Source organism: Microbacterium endophyticum (assembly GCF_011047135.1).
GTDB classification, from domain to species: domain Bacteria; phylum Actinomycetota; class Actinomycetes; order Actinomycetales; family Microbacteriaceae; genus Microbacterium; species Microbacterium endophyticum.
This window is the reverse complement of sequence record NZ_CP049255.1, coordinates 1,081,829-1,099,627: the sequence shown is the minus strand read 5'-3', so window position 1 is coordinate 1,099,627 and position 17,799 is coordinate 1,081,829. Positions and strand designations below refer to the sequence as shown.

General features: G+C 63.3%; 15 protein-coding genes. 12 read left to right on the top strand and 3 right to left on the bottom strand.

Going from position 1 to position 17,799, the window contains the following annotated elements:
* Nucleotides 1-133: 133 nt before the first annotated feature.
* Together G6N83_RS05090 and G6N83_RS05085 are read left to right on the top strand one after the other, a co-directional pair.
* The gene (locus tag G6N83_RS05090) at nt 134-1,216 is read left to right on the top strand and encodes a hypothetical protein (RefSeq protein WP_165139971.1); all 1,083 of its coding nucleotides are present in this window, start codon (nt 134-136) and stop codon (nt 1,214-1,216) included.
* Nucleotides 1,217-1,896: 680 nt separating this feature from the next.
* A complete protein-coding gene (locus tag G6N83_RS05085; RefSeq protein WP_165139969.1) occupies nt 1,897-2,748 on the top strand; it encodes a hypothetical protein in 852 nt (283 codons plus the stop codon).
* A gap of 648 nt (nt 2,749-3,396) precedes the next feature.
* On the opposite strand, the gene G6N83_RS05080 is transcribed toward G6N83_RS05085, so the two are convergent.
* A complete protein-coding gene (locus G6N83_RS05080; RefSeq protein WP_375782606.1) occupies nt 3,397-4,059 on the bottom strand; it encodes an alpha/beta hydrolase in 663 nt (220 codons plus the stop codon).
* Between the two features lie 80 nt (nt 4,060-4,139).
* On the opposite strand from G6N83_RS05080, the gene G6N83_RS05075 reads away from it, so the two are divergent.
* On the top strand, nt 4,140-4,766 hold the full coding sequence (locus G6N83_RS05075) for an NUDIX hydrolase family protein (protein ID WP_165139967.1): 627 nt from the start codon (nt 4,140-4,142) through the stop codon (nt 4,764-4,766).
* 12 nt (nt 4,767-4,778) lie between these two features.
* Nucleotides 4,779-5,603, top strand: a complete 825-nt coding sequence (locus G6N83_RS05070) for an AlbA family DNA-binding domain-containing protein (protein WP_165139965.1) — start codon at nt 4,779-4,781, stop codon at nt 5,601-5,603.
* On the opposite strand, the gene G6N83_RS05065 is transcribed toward G6N83_RS05070, so the two are convergent.
* Entirely contained in the window at nt 5,577-6,380 is an 804-nt protein-coding gene (locus G6N83_RS05065; protein WP_165139963.1) for a class II glutamine amidotransferase, read from the bottom strand. The two genes, G6N83_RS05070 and G6N83_RS05065, sit on opposite strands and share 27 nt — an antisense overlap.
* 82 nt (nt 6,381-6,462) lie before the next feature.
* Here G6N83_RS05065 and G6N83_RS05060 point away from each other — a divergent pair, with 82 nt between their 5' ends.
* The 5 genes from G6N83_RS05060 to G6N83_RS05040 are packed head-to-tail and all read left to right on the top strand — an operon-like array spanning nt 6,463 to nt 12,828.
* Nucleotides 6,463-7,722 (top strand): aminotransferase class V-fold PLP-dependent enzyme, encoded by a 1,260-nt coding sequence (locus G6N83_RS05060; protein ID WP_165139961.1) that lies wholly within the window; start codon nt 6,463-6,465, stop codon nt 7,720-7,722.
* Nucleotides 7,719-8,819: an N-methyl-L-tryptophan oxidase gene (gene solA, locus G6N83_RS05055; RefSeq protein WP_165139959.1), complete on the top strand. Its 1,101-nt coding sequence runs from the start codon at nt 7,719-7,721 to the stop codon at nt 8,817-8,819. The genes G6N83_RS05060 and solA overlap by 4 nt, the downstream gene beginning before the upstream one ends.
* A gap of 1 nt (nt 8,820) precedes the next feature.
* Nucleotides 8,821-10,350 (top strand): gamma-glutamyltransferase, encoded by a 1,530-nt coding sequence (locus G6N83_RS05050; RefSeq protein WP_165139957.1) that lies wholly within the window; start codon nt 8,821-8,823, stop codon nt 10,348-10,350.
* A complete protein-coding gene (locus tag G6N83_RS05045; RefSeq protein WP_165139955.1) occupies nt 10,347-12,293 on the top strand; it encodes a primary-amine oxidase in 1,947 nt (648 codons plus the stop codon). Before G6N83_RS05050 ends, G6N83_RS05045 begins: the two co-directional genes overlap by 4 nt.
* A 1-nt stretch (nt 12,294) precedes the next feature.
* Complete coding sequence (locus G6N83_RS05040) at nt 12,295-12,828, top strand: DUF5134 domain-containing protein (RefSeq protein WP_165139953.1); 534 nt, start codon at nt 12,295-12,297, stop codon at nt 12,826-12,828.
* Between the two features lie 245 nt (nt 12,829-13,073).
* On the opposite strand, the gene G6N83_RS05035 is transcribed toward G6N83_RS05040, so the two are convergent.
* Nucleotides 13,074-13,790 carry a GntR family transcriptional regulator gene (locus G6N83_RS05035; RefSeq protein ID WP_165139951.1) on the bottom strand — a complete coding sequence of 239 codons (717 nt, stop codon included), beginning with the start codon at nt 13,788-13,790 and terminating at the stop codon, nt 13,074-13,076.
* A gap of 137 nt (nt 13,791-13,927) precedes the next feature.
* Between G6N83_RS05035 and G6N83_RS05030 the strand changes: the two genes are divergently transcribed.
* The 3 genes from G6N83_RS05030 to G6N83_RS05020 are packed head-to-tail and all read left to right on the top strand — an operon-like array spanning nt 13,928 to nt 17,790.
* Nucleotides 13,928-14,872, top strand: coding sequence for a PDR/VanB family oxidoreductase (locus G6N83_RS05030; RefSeq protein ID WP_241246289.1), 945 nt, complete (start codon nt 13,928-13,930; stop codon nt 14,870-14,872).
* 58 nt (nt 14,873-14,930) lie between these two features.
* On the top strand, nt 14,931-16,268 hold the full coding sequence (locus tag G6N83_RS05025) for an aromatic ring-hydroxylating oxygenase subunit alpha (RefSeq protein WP_165139949.1): 1,338 nt from the start codon (nt 14,931-14,933) through the stop codon (nt 16,266-16,268).
* Nucleotides 16,261-17,790, top strand: coding sequence for a glutamine synthetase family protein (locus tag G6N83_RS05020; protein ID WP_206535826.1), 1,530 nt, complete (start codon nt 16,261-16,263; stop codon nt 17,788-17,790). Before G6N83_RS05025 ends, G6N83_RS05020 begins: the two co-directional genes overlap by 8 nt.
* The last annotated feature ends 9 nt before the right edge of the window (nt 17,791-17,799 follow it).

Below are 17,799 nucleotides of genomic sequence, written 5' to 3'. Positions count from 1 at the left end.
CCTATCATCCCCGCTGCCACCGACACCGGGCCGGAGGGTGGCGCTGGGAGTGACATTTGTGCAACGTCTTGGCTCTACGGTCGGCTAGGAGCGTGACTGCGCGATACGTTTTCAGAGGCTGAGAGGGGCTGGTTTGCACACTCGAGTTCGAGGTATTGGGCGCGGAGTTTCACGTTCGTTGGGGGTCGCGTTCGTTCTGGTACTGAGCGTGGGCATCGTCGCGTGCGCCCCGGCTGCCGAAACTACCCCGTCGGCGGACCCGAGTACGAGCGCTGCTGCTCCGGCGGCGACGAGTCCCATTCCCGCGACAAGCGCCACTCCCGAGATACTTACCGTCGGGCCCGGCGAGAAGCCGCCGCTGCCGTTCGATGGCGACTGTGCAGATGTGCTGACCGAAGCCCAGGCTGCGAATGCGCTGAACCAGACGTCCGCATCCATCGAGGATCGAGACGACAGCCTCCACAATGGCGGCGGAATCTCATGCACGCTGCAGATCGGCGATCGAACGAGCATTCTCGAGATCGTCCCGCGCGCTATCGTCGATCAACTTAGTCTGGCTGACACGCAGGTCGAGGTCGTTCTCGGCCTGTGTGTGTCCATCCTGTGCTCGTGGAATTGGGAGAACGACGACTGGTGGATAGTTGGCACGACGGGTTACGGGGCCGAGATATCGCGTGAGGATTTTGCTGTGTGGGGGCAGCGCCTCGGGCCGATCATCGCTGAGAATTTGTCCGCACAAGATTCCGAGCCTTGGCGCCGTGATCAGACGGGGTGGTGGCCGACCGCGAGCTGTGAGGCCCTCGCGAAGGCGATCGGTGATCGTCTCGGAGTCGCCGTCACGGGCGAACCGGAGGGGTACCACGACGGGGCGTCTGCAGCGAAATATGCGATCGATCTGTATTCGCATCAGACGGCATGTTGGCTCCGTAGTGGCAACGAAGAGCATGGGTGGTACGGATCGCTGTGGGCGCGATCTGGTGCCGCGTGGGAAGCGACCGAGGAGAGGCGTCTTCGAGAGATTTCGTTCAGTCGTGATGGGGCGCGTCTTTTTCTGTCCGACGTGCCAGCGGGATACGGAGGGGACGACCCGTACCTGCTCACGGATGGCATCAACGTCGCGAATTTCTCTGTAACCCCAAGCGGCACCCTATCTTCTGATGAGCTCGCCGTGGCTATTGCCGATGCATGGCTCGACGTCGCGGCGCCGACTCGATAAGAGACTGCGAGCCGGAGGCTCGTCGCCTGCTTGAGTCGACGTCCCCACTTCGCCTGCTTCTGTTTCCCTGCACTAATTCAGGCGAGAGCAATCGGCGCGGGCTGAGACCCTTGGGATTTCCGCGTGTCCAGGTCAAGTGTTCTGAGACTTTGCCTGCGTTCGAGTAGCCAGCCAAGATGCGGATGCCTCGCTCCACCGCTCAGCTCTGGTGCACGCAACCGACTCAGCATGAATTCCGCACCCGGAGTGTTCTCTCGCCCAGCGCCACACGATCGCCGAAACGCTGCCTGCGATGAGGACGCGCCGTTGACGGACGCCATACCCCGGCGTGTTTGCTGGAGAAGCAGCGTTTCGGCGAAGTGTCGCGAGGTGGCTGCGCTCGTATCTGGGGTGTCACATTTGTGCAACACCTCGAGGGGTTTGCCGGGGCTCAGCGTGACTTGAGGATACGTTTTCAGAGCCTGAAGGGGGCTGTTTTGTATACACGAGTTCGAGGTATTGGCCGTGGGACTCCACGTTCGTTTGGGGTCGCGATCGTGCTGGCGCTGAGCCTGGGTATCGTTGCGTGCGCGCCCGCTGCCGAAACGACAGAGTCCACGACACCGAGTACGAGCACTGCTGCTCCGACGACGAGTTCTACCCCGGAGATCCTCACGATTGGGCCCGCTGAGAAGCCGCCCGTGCTCTTCGACGGTGACTGCGCGAACATGCTCTCTGACGAGCAAATTTCCGACGTGGTCGGGGTCGAGCTCAGCCTGTATGACTCTTCCGGCGACAGCTTGAGCATGGCTAATACTGGTGGTCTCAACTGCTACTGGCAAGGTGAATCGGGTGACGTGCACATCTCTGCGAGTCCGACGAGTCAGATAAATGGCACTGACTTGTCGGCGGAGATGCGCGACACCTATTTCGGTTCGTGCAGCTCGGACGTCTCGAATTGCGGCAGTGAGTGGGAGTCCGAGGAGCTGTGGATCTCGCTGGGATTCAACCTGCTGCCGGACATGGCAAATGGTGGGGTTGAGGCCTGGTCGAGTGAGCTTGGCGAGGAAATTCAAGCCCGATACGAAAAGCAACCCACCGAGGCGTGGATGCAGGATCGCACCGGCTGGTGGCAAAACGAGGATTGCGCGGATCTTTCGACATCAATATCTGCCGACGCAGGAGTCGACATTGACGTCGAAGAGTATGGCTACATCGATTACCCCCGAGCCGGTTTCTTCTTGCAAGACAAGGAGCTAGGAGTTACGGACTGCCGGGCAGGACTAGCCGCAGGCAGTTCAACAGAAGTCGATATTACTTTTCGCGCAACGCCGGGAGCGGCGTGGAATATCAACCCGGATGAATTGCGCGAAGTCGATTCAGATGTCGAAGGCATCGCTGTTTACCAGAGTGCGGACTCCGAGAACGAATTTGTGCTCACCGACCAGGTCAATGTTGTGACCCTTTCGGCTTACGTGGGAGCTGATGGTCCGTTTTCGGCCGAAAGTTTCGCGATCGCCCTGGCAGGTGCATTGGCCCAAACCTGGGGCTAGCTCGCGTGCGCCATACCGTCCATCCGAGCACGGTGTCCGAACCCTGGGGCGACCCCTCAGTCATCTTCACTGCAATCAACAAGGGGGTATAGTCCCCGACGTTGATGCTCTTGTTTCCCCTTCCTCGCACTAACGCAGGCAAATCAGCGGCGTGGCTGGGCGCGCACCTGAGAATTCTGCGGACATGTGCCGAAGCGCTCCGCGTCGAGCCTGAGTTAGTGCAGGCGGCGGTGGACTTAGGCCAGCCAACACCCGCTTATGGTGGTGGGTCGTGGCATCCGGATGGAGATTCTGCCGTGAGGCCCGTGCTGGGGATCGGAGCTGTGAACCGCGCTCTTTTGCCCCCTGCAGCTCATCGAAACGCTGCCTTGGGCTCGCAACACCCCGCAGGCGGATGCCACGGCCCGGCGTGTTGCGCGTGGGGCCAGCGTTTCGGCAACAGATGAGAAGCTGGGCTGGGGGACCCGGTGCAGGGCAGGGCGTCTCAATACGCAGAAGTGCGGAAGTGCGGAAGTGCGGAAGTGCAGAAGTGCAGAAGTGCAGGAGTGCAGAAGTGCAGAAGTGCAGAAGTACAGGACATGGCGTCGCAGCACTGACCTGGTGCGGGACCGTGGTGTCCAGGACTCAGGGTCCGGGCCCGTAGGCAGGTCAGGCTGGGGGAGTCTGGTGCTTGGTGAGGAAGATGCCCACGTCGTCGAACTCTTGCTGCGAGACGCTGTGACCGAGGCCCTCGTAGACCCGGCCGCTGAGCTCGACGTGCGCGGGGAGCCAGTCGATCGTGTGCGCGATCAGCGGCTCGGGGATGACCTGATCGTGCGAGCCGCGGCCCCAAAACACCGGGGGCTTCCGCTCAGTGAGGGCAACATCGGTCGGCAGATCACCGGGGGTCACATAGCCGCTCAGGTTGACGGCGAACAGGAACCGCTCTGGGTGAATCCTCAGTGCCTGCATGCTGACGGCCGCTCCCTGCGAAAACCCGAGTAGCCCCACCGGCCTTGTGTCATCGACAACGTTCGCGATCCATTCGAGCAGGCGCGTGGCGGCGTCGGTGACACGTTGTGGCTCGCGGCCGTCGAGGCCTTCGATCGGATACCAGGAGTATCCGGGTGCCGGAAACGGCGGTGCAAGAGGTGCGCGCACAGCGGCGATCACGAATCCGTCGGGCAGCTGAGGCACAAGCCCGAATAGGTCACGCTCGTCGGATCCGTATCCGTGGAGCAGCACTAGCAACGGCCAATCAGGATGCTCGTCGACTGGCGCCGACCACAGCACAGCGTCGGGGTCGATCGCGGGGGTTTCTATCTCGCTCACCCCCACATCTTGTCAAACACCACCGACACTGCCGCCGCTGCGAAGCGGGCCTATCGTCCAACGTGGGGTATACAGGAGGCATGGCCGTGCGCACCCCGGACCCCGATCCGAACGAGAGCAACGACAACGGAGCGTCAAACGATCCGTTGCGTGGCATGGAGAGCTCCTACGGCTCTGGGAGCCAAGGGGCGAACCCCGGTTGGCTCACCGATGTCGAACTCGCCGAAGCGCGTCGGCGTATGCCGATGCTGTATGTCGAGGCCATTCCGGTGCGCACCGACGGCATGGGCGCGGTCACCCAGGTGGGCATTCTGCTGCGTGCGACCCCCCTCGGCGAAATGGTTCGGACTATCGTGTCTGGCCGAGTCCGGTACGGCGAGACCGTGCGCGACGCGCTCTTCCGCCACCTCGAAAACGATCTGGGCCCGATGGCATTTCCCATGCTTCCGCCGCAGCCGTTGCCGTTCACCGTGGCTGAGTACTTCCCCATTCCTGGAGTGAGCGCGTTCCACGATGACCGCCAGCACGCGGTCTCGCTCGCGTTTGTCGTGCCCGTCACGGGTACGTGCGAGCCGCGCCAGGATGCCCTCGAAGTGACGTGGATGGCACCGCAAGAGGCGGCATCCGATGCGCTCGCCGCTGAAATGGAAGGTGGCCGTGGCACGCTCGTGCGCTTGGCGCTTGCAAGCGTCGGCGCTCTGCGCTGAGGAAGATCTCGGATGCCTCAGAACACCGTCATGGTCGAGTTTGCGCTCGCCATCCCAGGTTCTTTACTCATTGCGGCCCTGATCGCTCTGCTGATCAGGTGGATTTTCGGCCGACGCCTGTCGCTCTCTTTGCCCGTCATGATGCTGACGTCGCTGCTCGGGTTGAGTCTCGGACTTCTCGCAGCGGGATGGTTCATTGCGGGAGTTCGTATCTGGACTCCGGTTCCGTTGCTCCTCGCTTTTGGCTTCAGTGTGGCGATCTCGTTTATCGTCGCGGCGCTCTTTGCGGCGTCACGGCGGGCTCGGGATCGCGTTGACGTCGATGCCGTACTCTCGGCAGGCGAGTCCGATCGCGTCGAATTCAAAGAGACGGCGCGCTGGAATGTGCGAGAGTCCAAGCGTGATTCGCGCATGGAGCTCGCTATTGCGAAAACCGTGGCCGCATTCTTGAACAGCGGCGGCGGAGTGCTGGTCATCGGCGCCAATGATGACGGCGAGGCGCTGGGTCTGGATCGGGATCTGTCAACGTTGCGAGTTTCTGACGCCGACAGGTTCGAACTCTGGCTGCGCGACCTTTTTTCGACGCTTCTGGGCCGAAATGCCGCCGCCCTCCCGCGCGTGCAGTTCGACCATGCGGCGAACGGCGCGCTCGTGTGCTGTGTGGCGTGTCCATCGTCACCGAGACCGGTTTACGTCACGCAGTCGAAAGACGGCGCATCGACCGACCTTTGGGTGCGTGTGGGTAACTCGACACGCTCATTCGCGATCGATGAGGCCGTCGAGTACGTCGGCCGGCACTGGCGACAACGTTCACTGCTCAGAGGGCGCTCCGGATAGTCGGATTGTGGTGTGCCAGCCCGCGCGAAAGTGCGTGACGGTGTCTTCAGCGAGCGGATGCCACCCGGCCTGATCCACTCCGGTGGTCGAAACGATCGTTTTGCCCGCCGCCGTGCGGAAAGATATCTGGTTGTAGCTCCCGTCGTGGCCGGGCGGAAGCGTGTCGAGAGTGAACCCGCGGCGCTCGAATGCCGCGATCGGTGTCGGCGCGGCGCCTCGGGATTGCACGACAAACAGCTCGCCCGCGTGCAGAACAAACGCGTTGAGGCAGGCCTCCGGAAAGCTCTGTCGAAGCAGGCGCACCGCGCTGGCAACGTTCTCGGCGGGTGTGCCCGCCCCGGTCTCGAGCATGCGCTTCACAAGCGCGAAGTACGCCTCGCTGTCGGTTGTGCTCGTGAGCTCGCGGCGTTCGACCGGTGAAAGGAGCGCCAGCACATCTTCGCGCGGCGAGAGTGCGCCATTGTGGCAGAACGCCACCGACCCGCGCAGGAACGGCTGCACATCCGCGATGTGATGTCCGGATTCTGCGCTCGCGAACCGCAGATAGACCAACCGTGCTGAGGCGGTTTCGGCGCCTGCGGCTGCGATTTCACCGGCGCTAGCGGGCGCGTTGTTCGATCGACTTCCGCTGAGCGAACCATCGCTGCCGGCCCACGCTGTGCCCCATCCATCGGAATGCACGCGGGCAAGCACTGCGCACTGATCGAGCAGTTCTCCACTCACTGCGTCATGCAGCGTCGCGGGTGTAGCAGCAATAACCGCGAGCATTCGAGACATCCTGTCGCCCTTCCATAGTCCACGCTGAAGTTGGATCCATATATGTTACGTTTGGATCCGAACGGGAGGTACTGCAAAACTCATGAGCTCACACCACGCCGCAGACTCGAGCGCCAGACCCGGCTTCGATGCCCGGCTCACGATCGATGTCGCTCATGAGCGCCGCCTGACTACCGGCGTTGCCCACTCCGCGCACTTCAACTCCGCGGGGTCGTCGCTCCCGTCGCACGCCGTCGTGCAGACAGTTGTCGGTCATCTACGGCGAGAAGAAGAGCTCGGCGGGTACGAAGCCGCCAACGAAGTGCGCCCCCGCATCGAGAGCGTCTACGACTCCGCCGCGCAGCTGATCGGCGCGCGTCGCCATGAAATCGCGTTGTTCGACAGCGCATCGACAGGTCTTCGAGTACTGCTCGATGCACTGCGACTGTCTTCGGTGCAGCGCATCGTGGCGTCGACCAGTACATATGTCAGCCACGCGCTCCACCTCATGAGCATCGCTCGCGAAAACGGTGTTGAACTCGTCATCGCACCGGCCGATGCAACGCGCCGGGTAGATCTCGCGGCTCTGGATGCGCTCCTGAGCGACGGCAAGCCCACTGTGCTCACGGTCGCACATGTGCCGACGTCATCCGGTCTTGTCGAACCTGTCGTCGAAATCGGTGTCATCGCGGGTCGCTACAACGCGACGTACATTCTCGATGCGACTCAATCGGTCGGTCAGCTCGAGAGCGATGTCTCGGCGATCGGATGCCACGTGCTCGTCACAACGGGGCGGAAATTCTTGCGGGCACCGCGTGGCACGGGCTTCGCCTACGTCAGCGAAGAGCTCTGTCGCACACTCCTACCACTTGCCCCCGATGTGCGCGGTGCGCACTGGACATCATTGATGGACTGGGACCTTGATGCGTCTGCGCGACGGTTCGAGAGCTGGGAAGCCTATATCGCGGGCCGACTCGGACTCGGAACCGCTATCGATGAGGCGATTGGCCGTGGCATCCGCGAAACTGATCTTTGGATGCGAAAGACAGGTGCGGTCGTGCGAGAGTCGCTGGAAAGCATCACCGGTGTCACGATCGTTGACCCAGAGGGTGCCGACTCAGCCATCATCACGTTCGCGATCGATGGCGTGAAGCCCGCCGACGCCGTGCGCGGACTTGCCGAACGCGGCCTGCGCGTTGTTTCGGTGCCGGCAACGCACGGGCAGTGGGACCTCGGCGATCGCGGAGTGTCATCCGTGATCCGTGCCTCGGCCCATGTCTACAACGACGATGCCGATCTCGCGCTGCTCGCGGAAGGTGTCGGGGAGATTGCCGCGGGAAAGCTTGCTGGGAGTGCCGCGTGAGTTCTCTGGTCACGACCGCCGATGTCATCATCATCGGGCTCGGTGTACACGGCAGCGCGAGTGCGGCGAGCCTCGCGCGTCGAGGTAAGCGTGTTGTCGCGATCGAACAGTTCGGCGAGAGGCATACGCGCGGCTCCTCGCACGGACGCACTCGCATGATCCGTCGGGCGTACCCGAACCCGGTGTGGAACGACTTCGTCGCTCAGGCGTATGACGCATGGGGTGCGCTGGAGCGAGAGACCGGCCACACGCTGTTCCATCGCACGGGCGGGCTCTACGCTCACCGCGGCGAGAGCCAACTGCAGAGCCCGCGAAGTGAAGTTGTTCATGACCCGGCACGCATGGCAGAACTCATGCCTGCACTGCGGGTCCCCGCGGGTTACGGCGCCGTCTACGACCCCGATGCGGGTGTTCTCGAAGCAGAATACGCGCTGGGTGCACTGCGTTCCGTTGCCCGCCGACACGGGGCCGAGCTGCGGTTCGACGAGCCGGTCATCGGCTGGGATTCCACGGCGCACGGAGTCGAAGTCAGAACAGCAACGGGCATCTTCCGCGCCCCGCGCATCGTGGTGTCTGTCGGTTCATGGGCGGCACAGACCTTTTCGCAACTCGCACCGCTGCTCGAAGTGTGGCGCATCCTCACACTTTCGGTGGCGCCTGGGCAAAGGGCCGGGATGCCTCCGCAACTCGGCGCATTCTCGATCGACCGACCCGAGGGGCTCATGTTCGGCATTCCCGATGCCGCGGGGAACGGCCTGAAGATCGGCGTTGACGCCAGCGACGTGTGGGACCCGAACGTTCCGGTCGCTCCGCCCCGTGCTGACGAAATCGCGATGATGCGAGACCTCATGGCGACCCGCGTGCCGGGAATCGATACGACGCCGGCCGAGGCGACAGCCTGCCTCTACACGATGACGGAAGACAAGCGTTTCATCATCGGCCCCCTCGCGGATGCTCCCGACGTCGTCGTCGTGTCGGCATGCTCGGGGCACGGGTTCAAGTTCGGAGGGGCCGTCGGTAACGCTGTCGCCGACATCGTCGAGGGCACACCTCGCGAGGACCTCGATTTCATTTCCACAAGCCGCCGGGGTATCTGACATGGCAATTGCACTCGCCGCTCCTCACCGCGCCGCCGTTTCGGCGGGCGAACGCGCGATCGCGTCGGGCGGTAACGCGCTCGATGCGGCACTCGCCGCGGCCGTCATGCTCACCGTGGTCTACCCGCACCAGTGCGCGATCGGTGGCGACCTCATCGCGCTCGTGCGAAACCCGAACGGTGAGACAAAGGCGGTTCTCGCAGCGGGCACGGCACCTGCGGCAATCGACGAAGTCTCCTCGGGGTGGGAGATCGTGCCACGCCAGGGTGCGCATTCCGTCACGGTTCCGGGGATGGTCGCCGGTTGGCAGCAGATCGCCGGCATGGGTGCGCGTCTAGAGCTCAGCTCGGCATTTGCCGGCGCCGCCGACACTGCGGAGGAAGGCTTCCCGGTGAGCGCGGGTCTTGAGCGCGCCATCACTTCTCGCGCCGAGGCAATCGCCGCAGACGTCGGCTTGCGTGGTGTGTTCATGGCAGCGGGCAGAGCCCTCGCCGAGGGAGACCTCGTGCGCCAACCTCAGCTGGCGAAAACTTTTCGGCGCCTGCAGCACGACCCGTCCGACATCTACTCCGGCGAAACCGCCCTGGCACTCGTCCGCGCGCTCCGGAAGCACGGCGGTACGCATCAGCTGAGCGACTTCGAGAACTACCGGGTCGAGCTCGCCGATCCCGTCACAGCAACTGTCGATGGCAGAAAGTGGCTCGCCGCCCCACCGCCCTCGGTCGGTGCGCTCACACTCGGCGTTGCCGCATACGCGCACGGCGGCGGCGAGGAGCTTGCACCCGCGCTCGTGGCTGCGAGCGTCCGAGCGGTCACGACCCGCAGACTGCACCTCGGTGACCCCGCCCGAAGCGCCGTCAGCAACGATGCACTGCTCCACCTCGACGTGACGACATCCGATCGTGTTCACAATGAGGCACCGGCGCACGGAGACACCGCCGCAGTCGTCGCGATCGACGATGAAGGCTGGGCCGTCACGATCGTGCAGAGTGTCTATCAAACCTTCGGTGCGGGCCTGCTCGACCCGGAGACCGGCATCGTTCTACACAACCGCGGCAGCGCCTTCACCGTCGACCCCGAGTTGCCATCGTGTATCGCCCCAGGCGCTCGACCGCCTCACACGCTCGCGCCCCTCATGATCGACTCTGGCGACGAACTGATCGTGGCCGGATGCCAGGGCGGTCGTGCCCAGCCATGGATACTCGCGCAATTGCTCTCCGATCGCACCGCGACCGCGGGCCCGCTTGCCGACCTTCTCGAGCGGCCGCGATGGGTGATCGGCGATGTCGACCTCGGCTTCGACACCCTGACCCTCGCGTCTGAACCCGGTGTGCCCGAAACGATCATTGCCGAGGCGCGGCGCTTGCACATCGCTCAACACGATTTTTCCGGCCCGTCGGACTCGGCTGGCCACGTACAGCTCGCTCGGCACCGGCGCATTCGCGGCGACATTGAAGCCGCAAGCGACCCCCGAGCCGACGGCCATGGCGCCGTCTTTGCACGCCTGCCACACCGAGGAGAACCATCATGACTGTGACGCGCCACTGGAGTAGCCCTATCACTCCCGCAGAGATCGACGAGATTTCCAACCTGGTCAAGGCCGACACCCGCATCGGCGAGAAGCCACGGTTCTGGGGGATCGCGGTCGAAGAGGGCCTCGCGCGCGCGCTCGCCGACGGTCAGGGGCGCCCCGTGCGGCTCGTCGTGATGAATCCCGATGAGCACGCGGCATGGGAGATCACAGGCTGGTCGTCTGGGATAGACCGTGAAGCATCGCTGTCGGGCTGGAACCCGGTTGACGCAAAGCGCCCCGGTGTCTCCTCGGACGAAGCGCGCATGGTCTCGATCGCTGCTCGCAACAGCCCGATCTTAAAAGAGGCGCTGGCCAAGCGTGGCATCCTCGACTCGTCTCTCGTCTGGGTCGACCCGGAATCGATCACTGGTTTCGAGCCCGAAGACCTGGCTGATCGTCGCCTGTCGTGGGGAACCGTCTGGCACCGCGAGTCTGAGGACGACAATGGCTACGCGCGCCCCGTCGCCGGCCTCGTGCCGATCATCGACCTGGAAACGCTCGAAGTCGTGCGCCTCGAAGACCACGGTGTGCTGCCGATGGCGAGCGAGACAGGCAACTACCGCTCCGGAACGTGGGGACCAGACCGCGAGGTCGCTCCCCTTGAAATCACCCAGCCGGAGGGGCCCGGCTTCAAAGTCGATGGGCACTCGGTTACTTGGCAGAACTGGTCGTTCCGTATCGGCTTCACACACCGTGAAGGTCTCGTGCTGCACGACATCGGCTACCAGGATGGCGACACCCTCCGTCCCATTCTTCGCCGCGCCGCAATCAACGAAATGTATGTGCCGTATCTCGATTCTGACCCGACTGCTTACCGAAAGAACTTCTTCGACTGGGGTGAGTACGGAGCCGGCCCCCTCACCGCGTCCCTCGAGCTCGGTTGCGACTGCCTCGGCGAGATCCAGTACTTCGATTCGCACTACATCGATGGTCAGGGTGATGCGAAGACGATCGTCAACGGCATCTGCATGCACGAAGAAGACGATTCGATTCTCTGGAAGCACGTCAATACCCGCATCGGAGAATCCGAAGTACGTCGCCAGCGCCGCCTCGTGATCTCGTTCTTCGCGACGGTCGCGAACTACGACTACGGCTTCTACTGGTCGCTGTATCAGGACGGCGCGATCGAACTCGAAGTGAAGCTCACCGGCATCCTGTCTGTGTCAGGAATCGACGACGGCGACGAACCCGCCTACGGGCGTATGGTCGCGCCCAACGTCCAGGCGCCGACGCACCAGCACTACTTCGCGATCCGCATGGACACGGCAATCGATGGGCCGAAGAACCGTCTTGTCGAGGTGCACGCCGAGGTCGAAGAAGACGAGACCCTGAACCCCTACGGCAACGCTGTGAAGATGGTGCCGACAACAATCGCTTCTGAAAAAGAGGCGGCACGCGTCAACGATCCATCGCGGGCTGTGCATTGGCGAATCGAGAGCACCGACCGCACCAACCGATACGGGGATGCCACCTCTTTCCGTCTCGTGCTGCCCAATACGACGCGGCTCTTCGCGCGTCCCGGCAGCGTTGTCGAGCGAAAGGCCCCCTTCATCTCGAAGCACCTGTGGGCAACCGCCTACGACGCGTCGGAGCGTTTTATTGCGGGCGAATATCCCAACCAGGCGCCGCTCGGCGAAGAGGGCATCACGGCGTGGCAAGAGGCTGACCGGCCCCTCGACGGCGCTGAGCTTGTCGTGTGGCCCATCGTGGGTGTGCACCACTACGTGCGCCCCGAGGACTGGCCCATCATGCCGTTGCAGCGCATCGGGTTGCGCATGGAGCCCGACGGCTTCTTCGACCGGAACCCGGCTCTGGACGTGCCGTCGTCTGCCGCAGCGCACTGCCACGCGCCTGCTCCGAAGGAATCTGCGCACGGCTCGACCGAGTGCCACTGCCACTGAGATGGCATCGGCCCTTCACGCGCTCGGGCTGATCGCCATGATCGCGGGCGGGTGCTGCCTCGTTGCCGATCGAACGCATCGTCGCACGAGCGGAGTCATTTCGGCAGTTGTGATGATCGCCGCGATGCTCGATGTTTCGCGCGAGACCCCCGCGATCGCACCGATTTTTTGGGCAGGAGCGCTCATTGCATGCGCCGTGGCCGTGACTGTCGTCTCCGGTCGAAACAGCTCACGGAGCGATCGAGGCATCCGTTCGCTCGTTGCCGATGGCGCACTCGGATGCCTCAGCATGGTGCCGATGGTCGCGCTTATGGGCAGTGGCATCCACGACGCGACTGTGAGTAGTGCAAGCGCTATTGGCGGCGGCCACCACGGGGGCACCGGATCGGGGTCGGCGGCGCTGCTTCTGCTTCTTCCTGCCATCTACGGAGCGGTCACTCTCGTGCGCGCCCACCGCGGCGGCTGGACGGCCCGAGCGCAGCACATCACGATGGGGTCGGGCACGCTTCTGATGACAGCGGCGATGCTGCTCTAGCTCCCCTCCGCACCGTCGCCCACCGCTCCCCTCCGCACGGCTCCCCGCCGCACGGCTCCCCTCCGCACGGCTCCCCTCCGCACGGCTCCCCACTGCTCCCCTCCCGCCGCACCGTCGCCCATGTCTCACTTATTCACCTCGCCGAGCCCCCAGAGCTGAATAAGTGAGACATGGGTGGGGGTAAGGGGCTCGGGCGGCGGGGATGCTGCGGGCTCGGGTGGAGGGGGATGCTGCGGGTTGCGGGGTCAGCCCCGGAAGACTGTGGACGAGCGGCGCTCGTACCACCGCGCAAGTTGCTCGCCGGCCTTTAGTACGTGCTCGCGCATTTCGCGCGCTGCGGCCTCTTCGTCGCCCCGCTCGAGCGCGTCGATGATGCGGCCGTGCTCGTGAAAGTTCTCTTCGCGGTGGCGGGCATCGTTCGTGAGGAGTTGTGCTGAGACATTTCGCGGAAAGTTCTCGTTGATCTCATCGATCGACCTGGCCAGCCGAGCATTGCTCGACACGCTCGTGATCGTGGTGTGAAAAACGTCATTGTCGCGGCGTGTTGAGGGGTCTGCAGAAGCATCGCTCTCGGCGGCGGATCGGTCGAACATCTCCTGATTCGCTGTGCGAAGTCGCTCGATTTCGCCGCGGGAGATACGGCTCACAGCGCGTGAGGCGGCGAGAGCTTCGAGCTCGGCACGCACTTCATACGCTTCGCGCACTTCCCATGGGGAAGGAACCCGCACAACGGCGCCACGATTGGGGACGACGTCAATGAGGCCACCCGTTTGCAGCTGGCGGAGTGCTTCGCGAATCGGTGTGCGGCTGACGCCAAAATCGGTCGCAAGTTCTGCCTGTCGCAGTTGCGATCCGATCGGGATGTCACCTGACATGATGCGCGCCCGAATCTTGGCAGCGATCTCGTCAACGAGCGCGTGCCCGCTGGCGTCAGTGACGTCTAGTTGCTCGGTCGACGGCATGGATTCCTCTCCGCAACGCGGCCCACTACCGCGCGTTTCGAACGGTATCAGAGCCTTTCTGCACCATCTTGCACTCGACGGTGTGGCGTCCACAATTCAATTAATTGGATCCAGAGTACTGATGTTAGGATCCAAGAATGACGACGCAAGAAGAGGCTGCTGATCTTCCCGCCCGCGTCCGCACGATGACGCGCGAAGCGGACGGCGTGCTTTCGCTCGAGCTCGAGCCGCTCTCGGGGCACTTTCCGGCGTGGTCACCTGGTGCCCACATTGACCTTGTACTCGCCGGCGCGCCCGTTCGTCAGTATTCGTTGTGTGGTGATCCGGCATCCGAGCGCCTCCGTATCGCGGTTCTCCGTGAGAGCGATAGCCGTGGTGGCTCGAAGGCCATTCACGAAAGCGTTCGCGTGGGTGATGAAGTGACGGTGCGCGGCCCGCGCAATCACTTCGCGCTGACGGATGCTACCGACTACATTTTCATCGCCGGCGGAATTGGTATCACTCCGATCCTTCCGATGATTGCGAGTGTGGCGGCAACCGATGTGGAGTGGCGTCTGCTCTACCTCGGCGCGACACGTGACCGGATGGCCTTCACTGACGAGCTGAAGGCGTATGGCGATCGCGTTGACATCGTTGCGCGCGACGAGAGCGAGCGCGCAGATCTTGCCGCTGTCATCGCCGCGCATCCGACTGCGCACATCTACGTGTGTGGGCCCGAAGTGCTCATGTCTTCGGTTTCGCAGCTGCTGCCTGAAGCGAGTGAGCGCCTTCACCTCGAGTATTTCTCGGCTCCCGAAGTGGAGTACGAGCCGGGTGGTGCATTCACTGTGCGGCTCGCAAGCACGGGCTTAGACCTAGACGTTCAGCCCGAACAGAGCGTGCTCGAAGTCATTCGTGCGGCTGGCGTTGACGTGCTCACTGACTGCGAAGAGGGTATTTGCGGCAGTTGCGAGACGAAGGTGCTCGACGGCGAAGTCGAGCACCGTGACTTCGTGCTGACGCCGCAAGAACGGGCGCAGAACGACTGCATGATGGTCTGCGTTTCACGCGCTAACTGCGCACTGCTTGTGCTCGACGCATAGACTCACCACACAAAGTGGATACAATTACTTACATATCGGATACCGAAGGGCTTAGCTCATGCTGAAACAGGAAGATAACGAGAAGATCACCCGTTCCGGCCCGGGCACGCCGCTCGGCAACCTGCTGCGCTCGTACTGGCAGCCGGCGGCACTCGTTTCCGAAATGCCCGGCGATCGCCCGGTCAAAGCGCTCCGCATCATGAGCGAAGACCTCGTGCTGTTCAAAAAGCGCCAGGGCTGGGGTCTTATCAGCCGGTTCTGTGCACACCGCGGCGTCGACCTCTCGTACGGTCGCCTCGAAGAAGGCGGCATCCGCTGCCTGTATCACGGGTGGCTCTATAACGGTGAGGGCAAGTGCATCGAGCAGCCCGCCGAACCCGATCACAGCCAGTTCCTCGGAAAGATCCGCATCGCCAACTATCCGTGTGTCGAAAAAAACGGCATCATCTTCACGTACATGGGTGCGGGCGACCCGCCCCCATTCCCTGACTACGACTGCTTCGTGGCCCCCGAGGAGTACACGTTCGCCTTCAAGGGACTCTGGGAGTGCAACTGGTTGCAGGGGCTCGAGGGCGGAATCGACCCGAGTCACGTTTCTTTCCTGCACAAGTTCATTCAGGAAGACCCGCGGGAGATGTACGGCCAGCAGTTCGCCGAAGAAGTCGAGGGCACCGGCAAAAAGCTCTCGATGCTCGTGGGCGAGAGCAACCGTCCCGACATCGAGGTCGAAACCGCCGACCACGGCCTGCGCGTATTCGCACTTCGCCAGCTCACGGAAGACATCAAGCACGTTCGCGTGACCAACCTGATGTTCCCGAATGCCTTCGTCGTGCCGTTCGGTAATACCAAGGTCTTCACGCAGTGGCATGTGCCGATCGACGACGACCACCACTACTGGTTCATGATTTGGTACGACTTCGCCGACAAGACCGACAAAGACACCCTCCTGCAGCAGCGGCTCGAGGGGGTCACGCTTCCTGACTATCGCCCCGTGCGAAACCGCAGCAACAACTGGGGCTTCGACCCGCAAGAGCAGAAAGACCTCACCTACACGGGCATGGGTCTCGACATCAACGTGCACGATCAGTGGGCCGTCGAGAGCATGGGCCCGATCCAAGACCGCACGGTTGAGCGACTGGGCGTGTCAGATCGAGCGGTGACGGCCAACAGGCGGATGCTGCTGCGCGCTATCGATTCATTCGCCGCTGGTGGGCAGACCCCCTCTCACCCGGTCAGTGCCGAAGAAGCCGCAGCGCTCACGGGGCCACTCGCGATGGACACGATCTCGGCCAACGAAGCCTGGCAGACGCGCTGGGTTGAACGTGAAAACGAGCGCCGCGCGCAATCGCCGTGGGCAGCGCCGAAGGAGCATGCTGAGGTCACCGTCGATGCATGAGCGGAACGTAGACGAGCGCCCGATCGCTGAAGGCGGCGGCGGAGTGTCGGCACGACCGATGCTCGCAAAAGACCGCGAAGGCTTCATCGGTCGCCATGAGCTCTGGAGCGAAGCGCAGTATGCAGCCGCTGGCCAGATGCGACGAGTCATGGACGAACTCGGCATCGAAATGGTGCGATTCTCGTTCGTTGACCAGCACGGCATACTTCGGGGCAAGACCCTCGCACGCGCGGCGGTTGCGACAGCGCTCCGGTCCGGCGTCACGGCGCCGAGCTCGCTGCTGTTGAAAGACACCTCTGGTCAGTCGGTTTTCTCGGTCTTCTCCGAAGAGACCGGTGTCGGGGTCACCGGCTTCAGCGGAGCTGGTGACATCGTGCTCGTGCCCGACCCCGAAACCTTCCGGGTGCTGCCGTGGACCGAGCGCACCGCCTGGGTACTGTGCTCGCTCAGATTCCCCGATGGGTCGCCCGTGCCGTTTTGCACGCGCACGATTTTGCACAACGAACTCGATGCGCTCGCCGCCCGTGGGTTCGGAATGACGGTCGGGGCAGAACTCGAATTTCATGTCTTTCGTGACGCCGGTGAAGAACTCACTCCTGCGCACGTCGGCGCTCCGGGGCGGCCCGGAAACGTGGTTGAGGCGCACCCCACCACTCGTGGCGCGCAGCTTCTCCACGAAGAGGGGCTCGACGAACTGCAGCCGCTCGTTGATGCGCTGTATCGCGGCCTTACGCTGCTCGATCTGCCGTTGCGTTCGATCGAACTCGAGTTCGGCCCGAGCCAGCTCGAAATCACGATGGAAGCTGGGGATGCGGCGCGCATCGCCGATGCGATCGTGCTGTGTCGCTCAGCCGTCCGGCGGATTTGCGCCGCCAACGGTTATCACGCCACTTTCATGTCGCGACCGCAGGGCGCCGAGGGCGCGTCGACCGGATGGCACTTGCACCAGTCGCTCTACGAACTCGCCACGGGTGCGCACGCTTTTGTACCGGATGCTGCCGGTACGACACTGTCGCTCACGGCTTCGGCGTATCTCGGCGGACTACTCGCGCATGCTGCGGCCGCGGCATCGTTCACAACTCCTACCGTCAACGGCTACAAGCGCTACCAGCCGTTCTCACTTGCTCCCGACCGCATCGCGTGGGGGATCGACAACAAGGGCGCGATGATTCGGGCTGTCGGTGGTGCCGGCGATCCGGCAACACGACTAGAGAACCGTTCGGGTGAGCCCGCCGCGAACCCTTACCTCTACATCGCATCTCAGATCATTAGTGGTCTCGACGGCATGGAGCGTGGGCTCATTCCGCCCGCGCCGACGACCGACCCCTATATGACTGACGCCACACCGTTGCCCGCCTCGCTCTCGGAAGCTGTCGATGCGCTCGTTGTCGATGATGTCTTCCGCGCAGCGCTTGGTGACACCGTGGTGGACTGGTACGCAACCATCAAGCGCGCAGAGTATGCGCGATACATGCGCCACGTTTCTGACTGGGAACAGCGCGAATATTTCGGCATCTTTTGAGCTGAGGAG

Bases quoted from the DNA above. Each gene is read 5' to 3' on its own strand.
- G6N83_RS05050 (WP_165139957.1), top strand. From the start codon at position 8,821: ATGGCAATTGCACTCGCCGCTCCTCACCGCGCCGCCGTTTCGGCGGGC.
- G6N83_RS05020 (WP_206535826.1), top strand. From the start codon at position 16,261: ATGCATGAGCGGAACGTAGACGAGCGCCCGATCGCTGAAGGCGGCGGC.
- G6N83_RS05070 (WP_165139965.1), top strand. From the start codon at position 4,779: ATGCCTCAGAACACCGTCATGGTCGAGTTTGCGCTCGCCATCCCAGGT.
- G6N83_RS05035 (WP_165139951.1), bottom strand. From the start codon at position 13,790: ATGCCGTCGACCGAGCAACTAGACGTCACTGACGCCAGCGGGCACGCG.
- G6N83_RS05075 (WP_165139967.1), top strand. From the start codon at position 4,140: ATGGCCGTGCGCACCCCGGACCCCGATCCGAACGAGAGCAACGACAAC.
- G6N83_RS05065 (WP_165139963.1), bottom strand. From the start codon at position 6,380: ATGTCTCGAATGCTCGCGGTTATTGCTGCTACACCCGCGACGCTGCAT.
- G6N83_RS05060 (WP_165139961.1), top strand. From the start codon at position 6,463: ATGAGCTCACACCACGCCGCAGACTCGAGCGCCAGACCCGGCTTCGAT.
- G6N83_RS05030 (WP_241246289.1), top strand. From the start codon at position 13,928: ATGACGACGCAAGAAGAGGCTGCTGATCTTCCCGCCCGCGTCCGCACG.
- G6N83_RS05045 (WP_165139955.1), top strand. From the start codon at position 10,347: ATGACTGTGACGCGCCACTGGAGTAGCCCTATCACTCCCGCAGAGATC.
- G6N83_RS05040 (WP_165139953.1), top strand. From the start codon at position 12,295: ATGGCATCGGCCCTTCACGCGCTCGGGCTGATCGCCATGATCGCGGGC.
- G6N83_RS05025 (WP_165139949.1), top strand. From the start codon at position 14,931: ATGCTGAAACAGGAAGATAACGAGAAGATCACCCGTTCCGGCCCGGGC.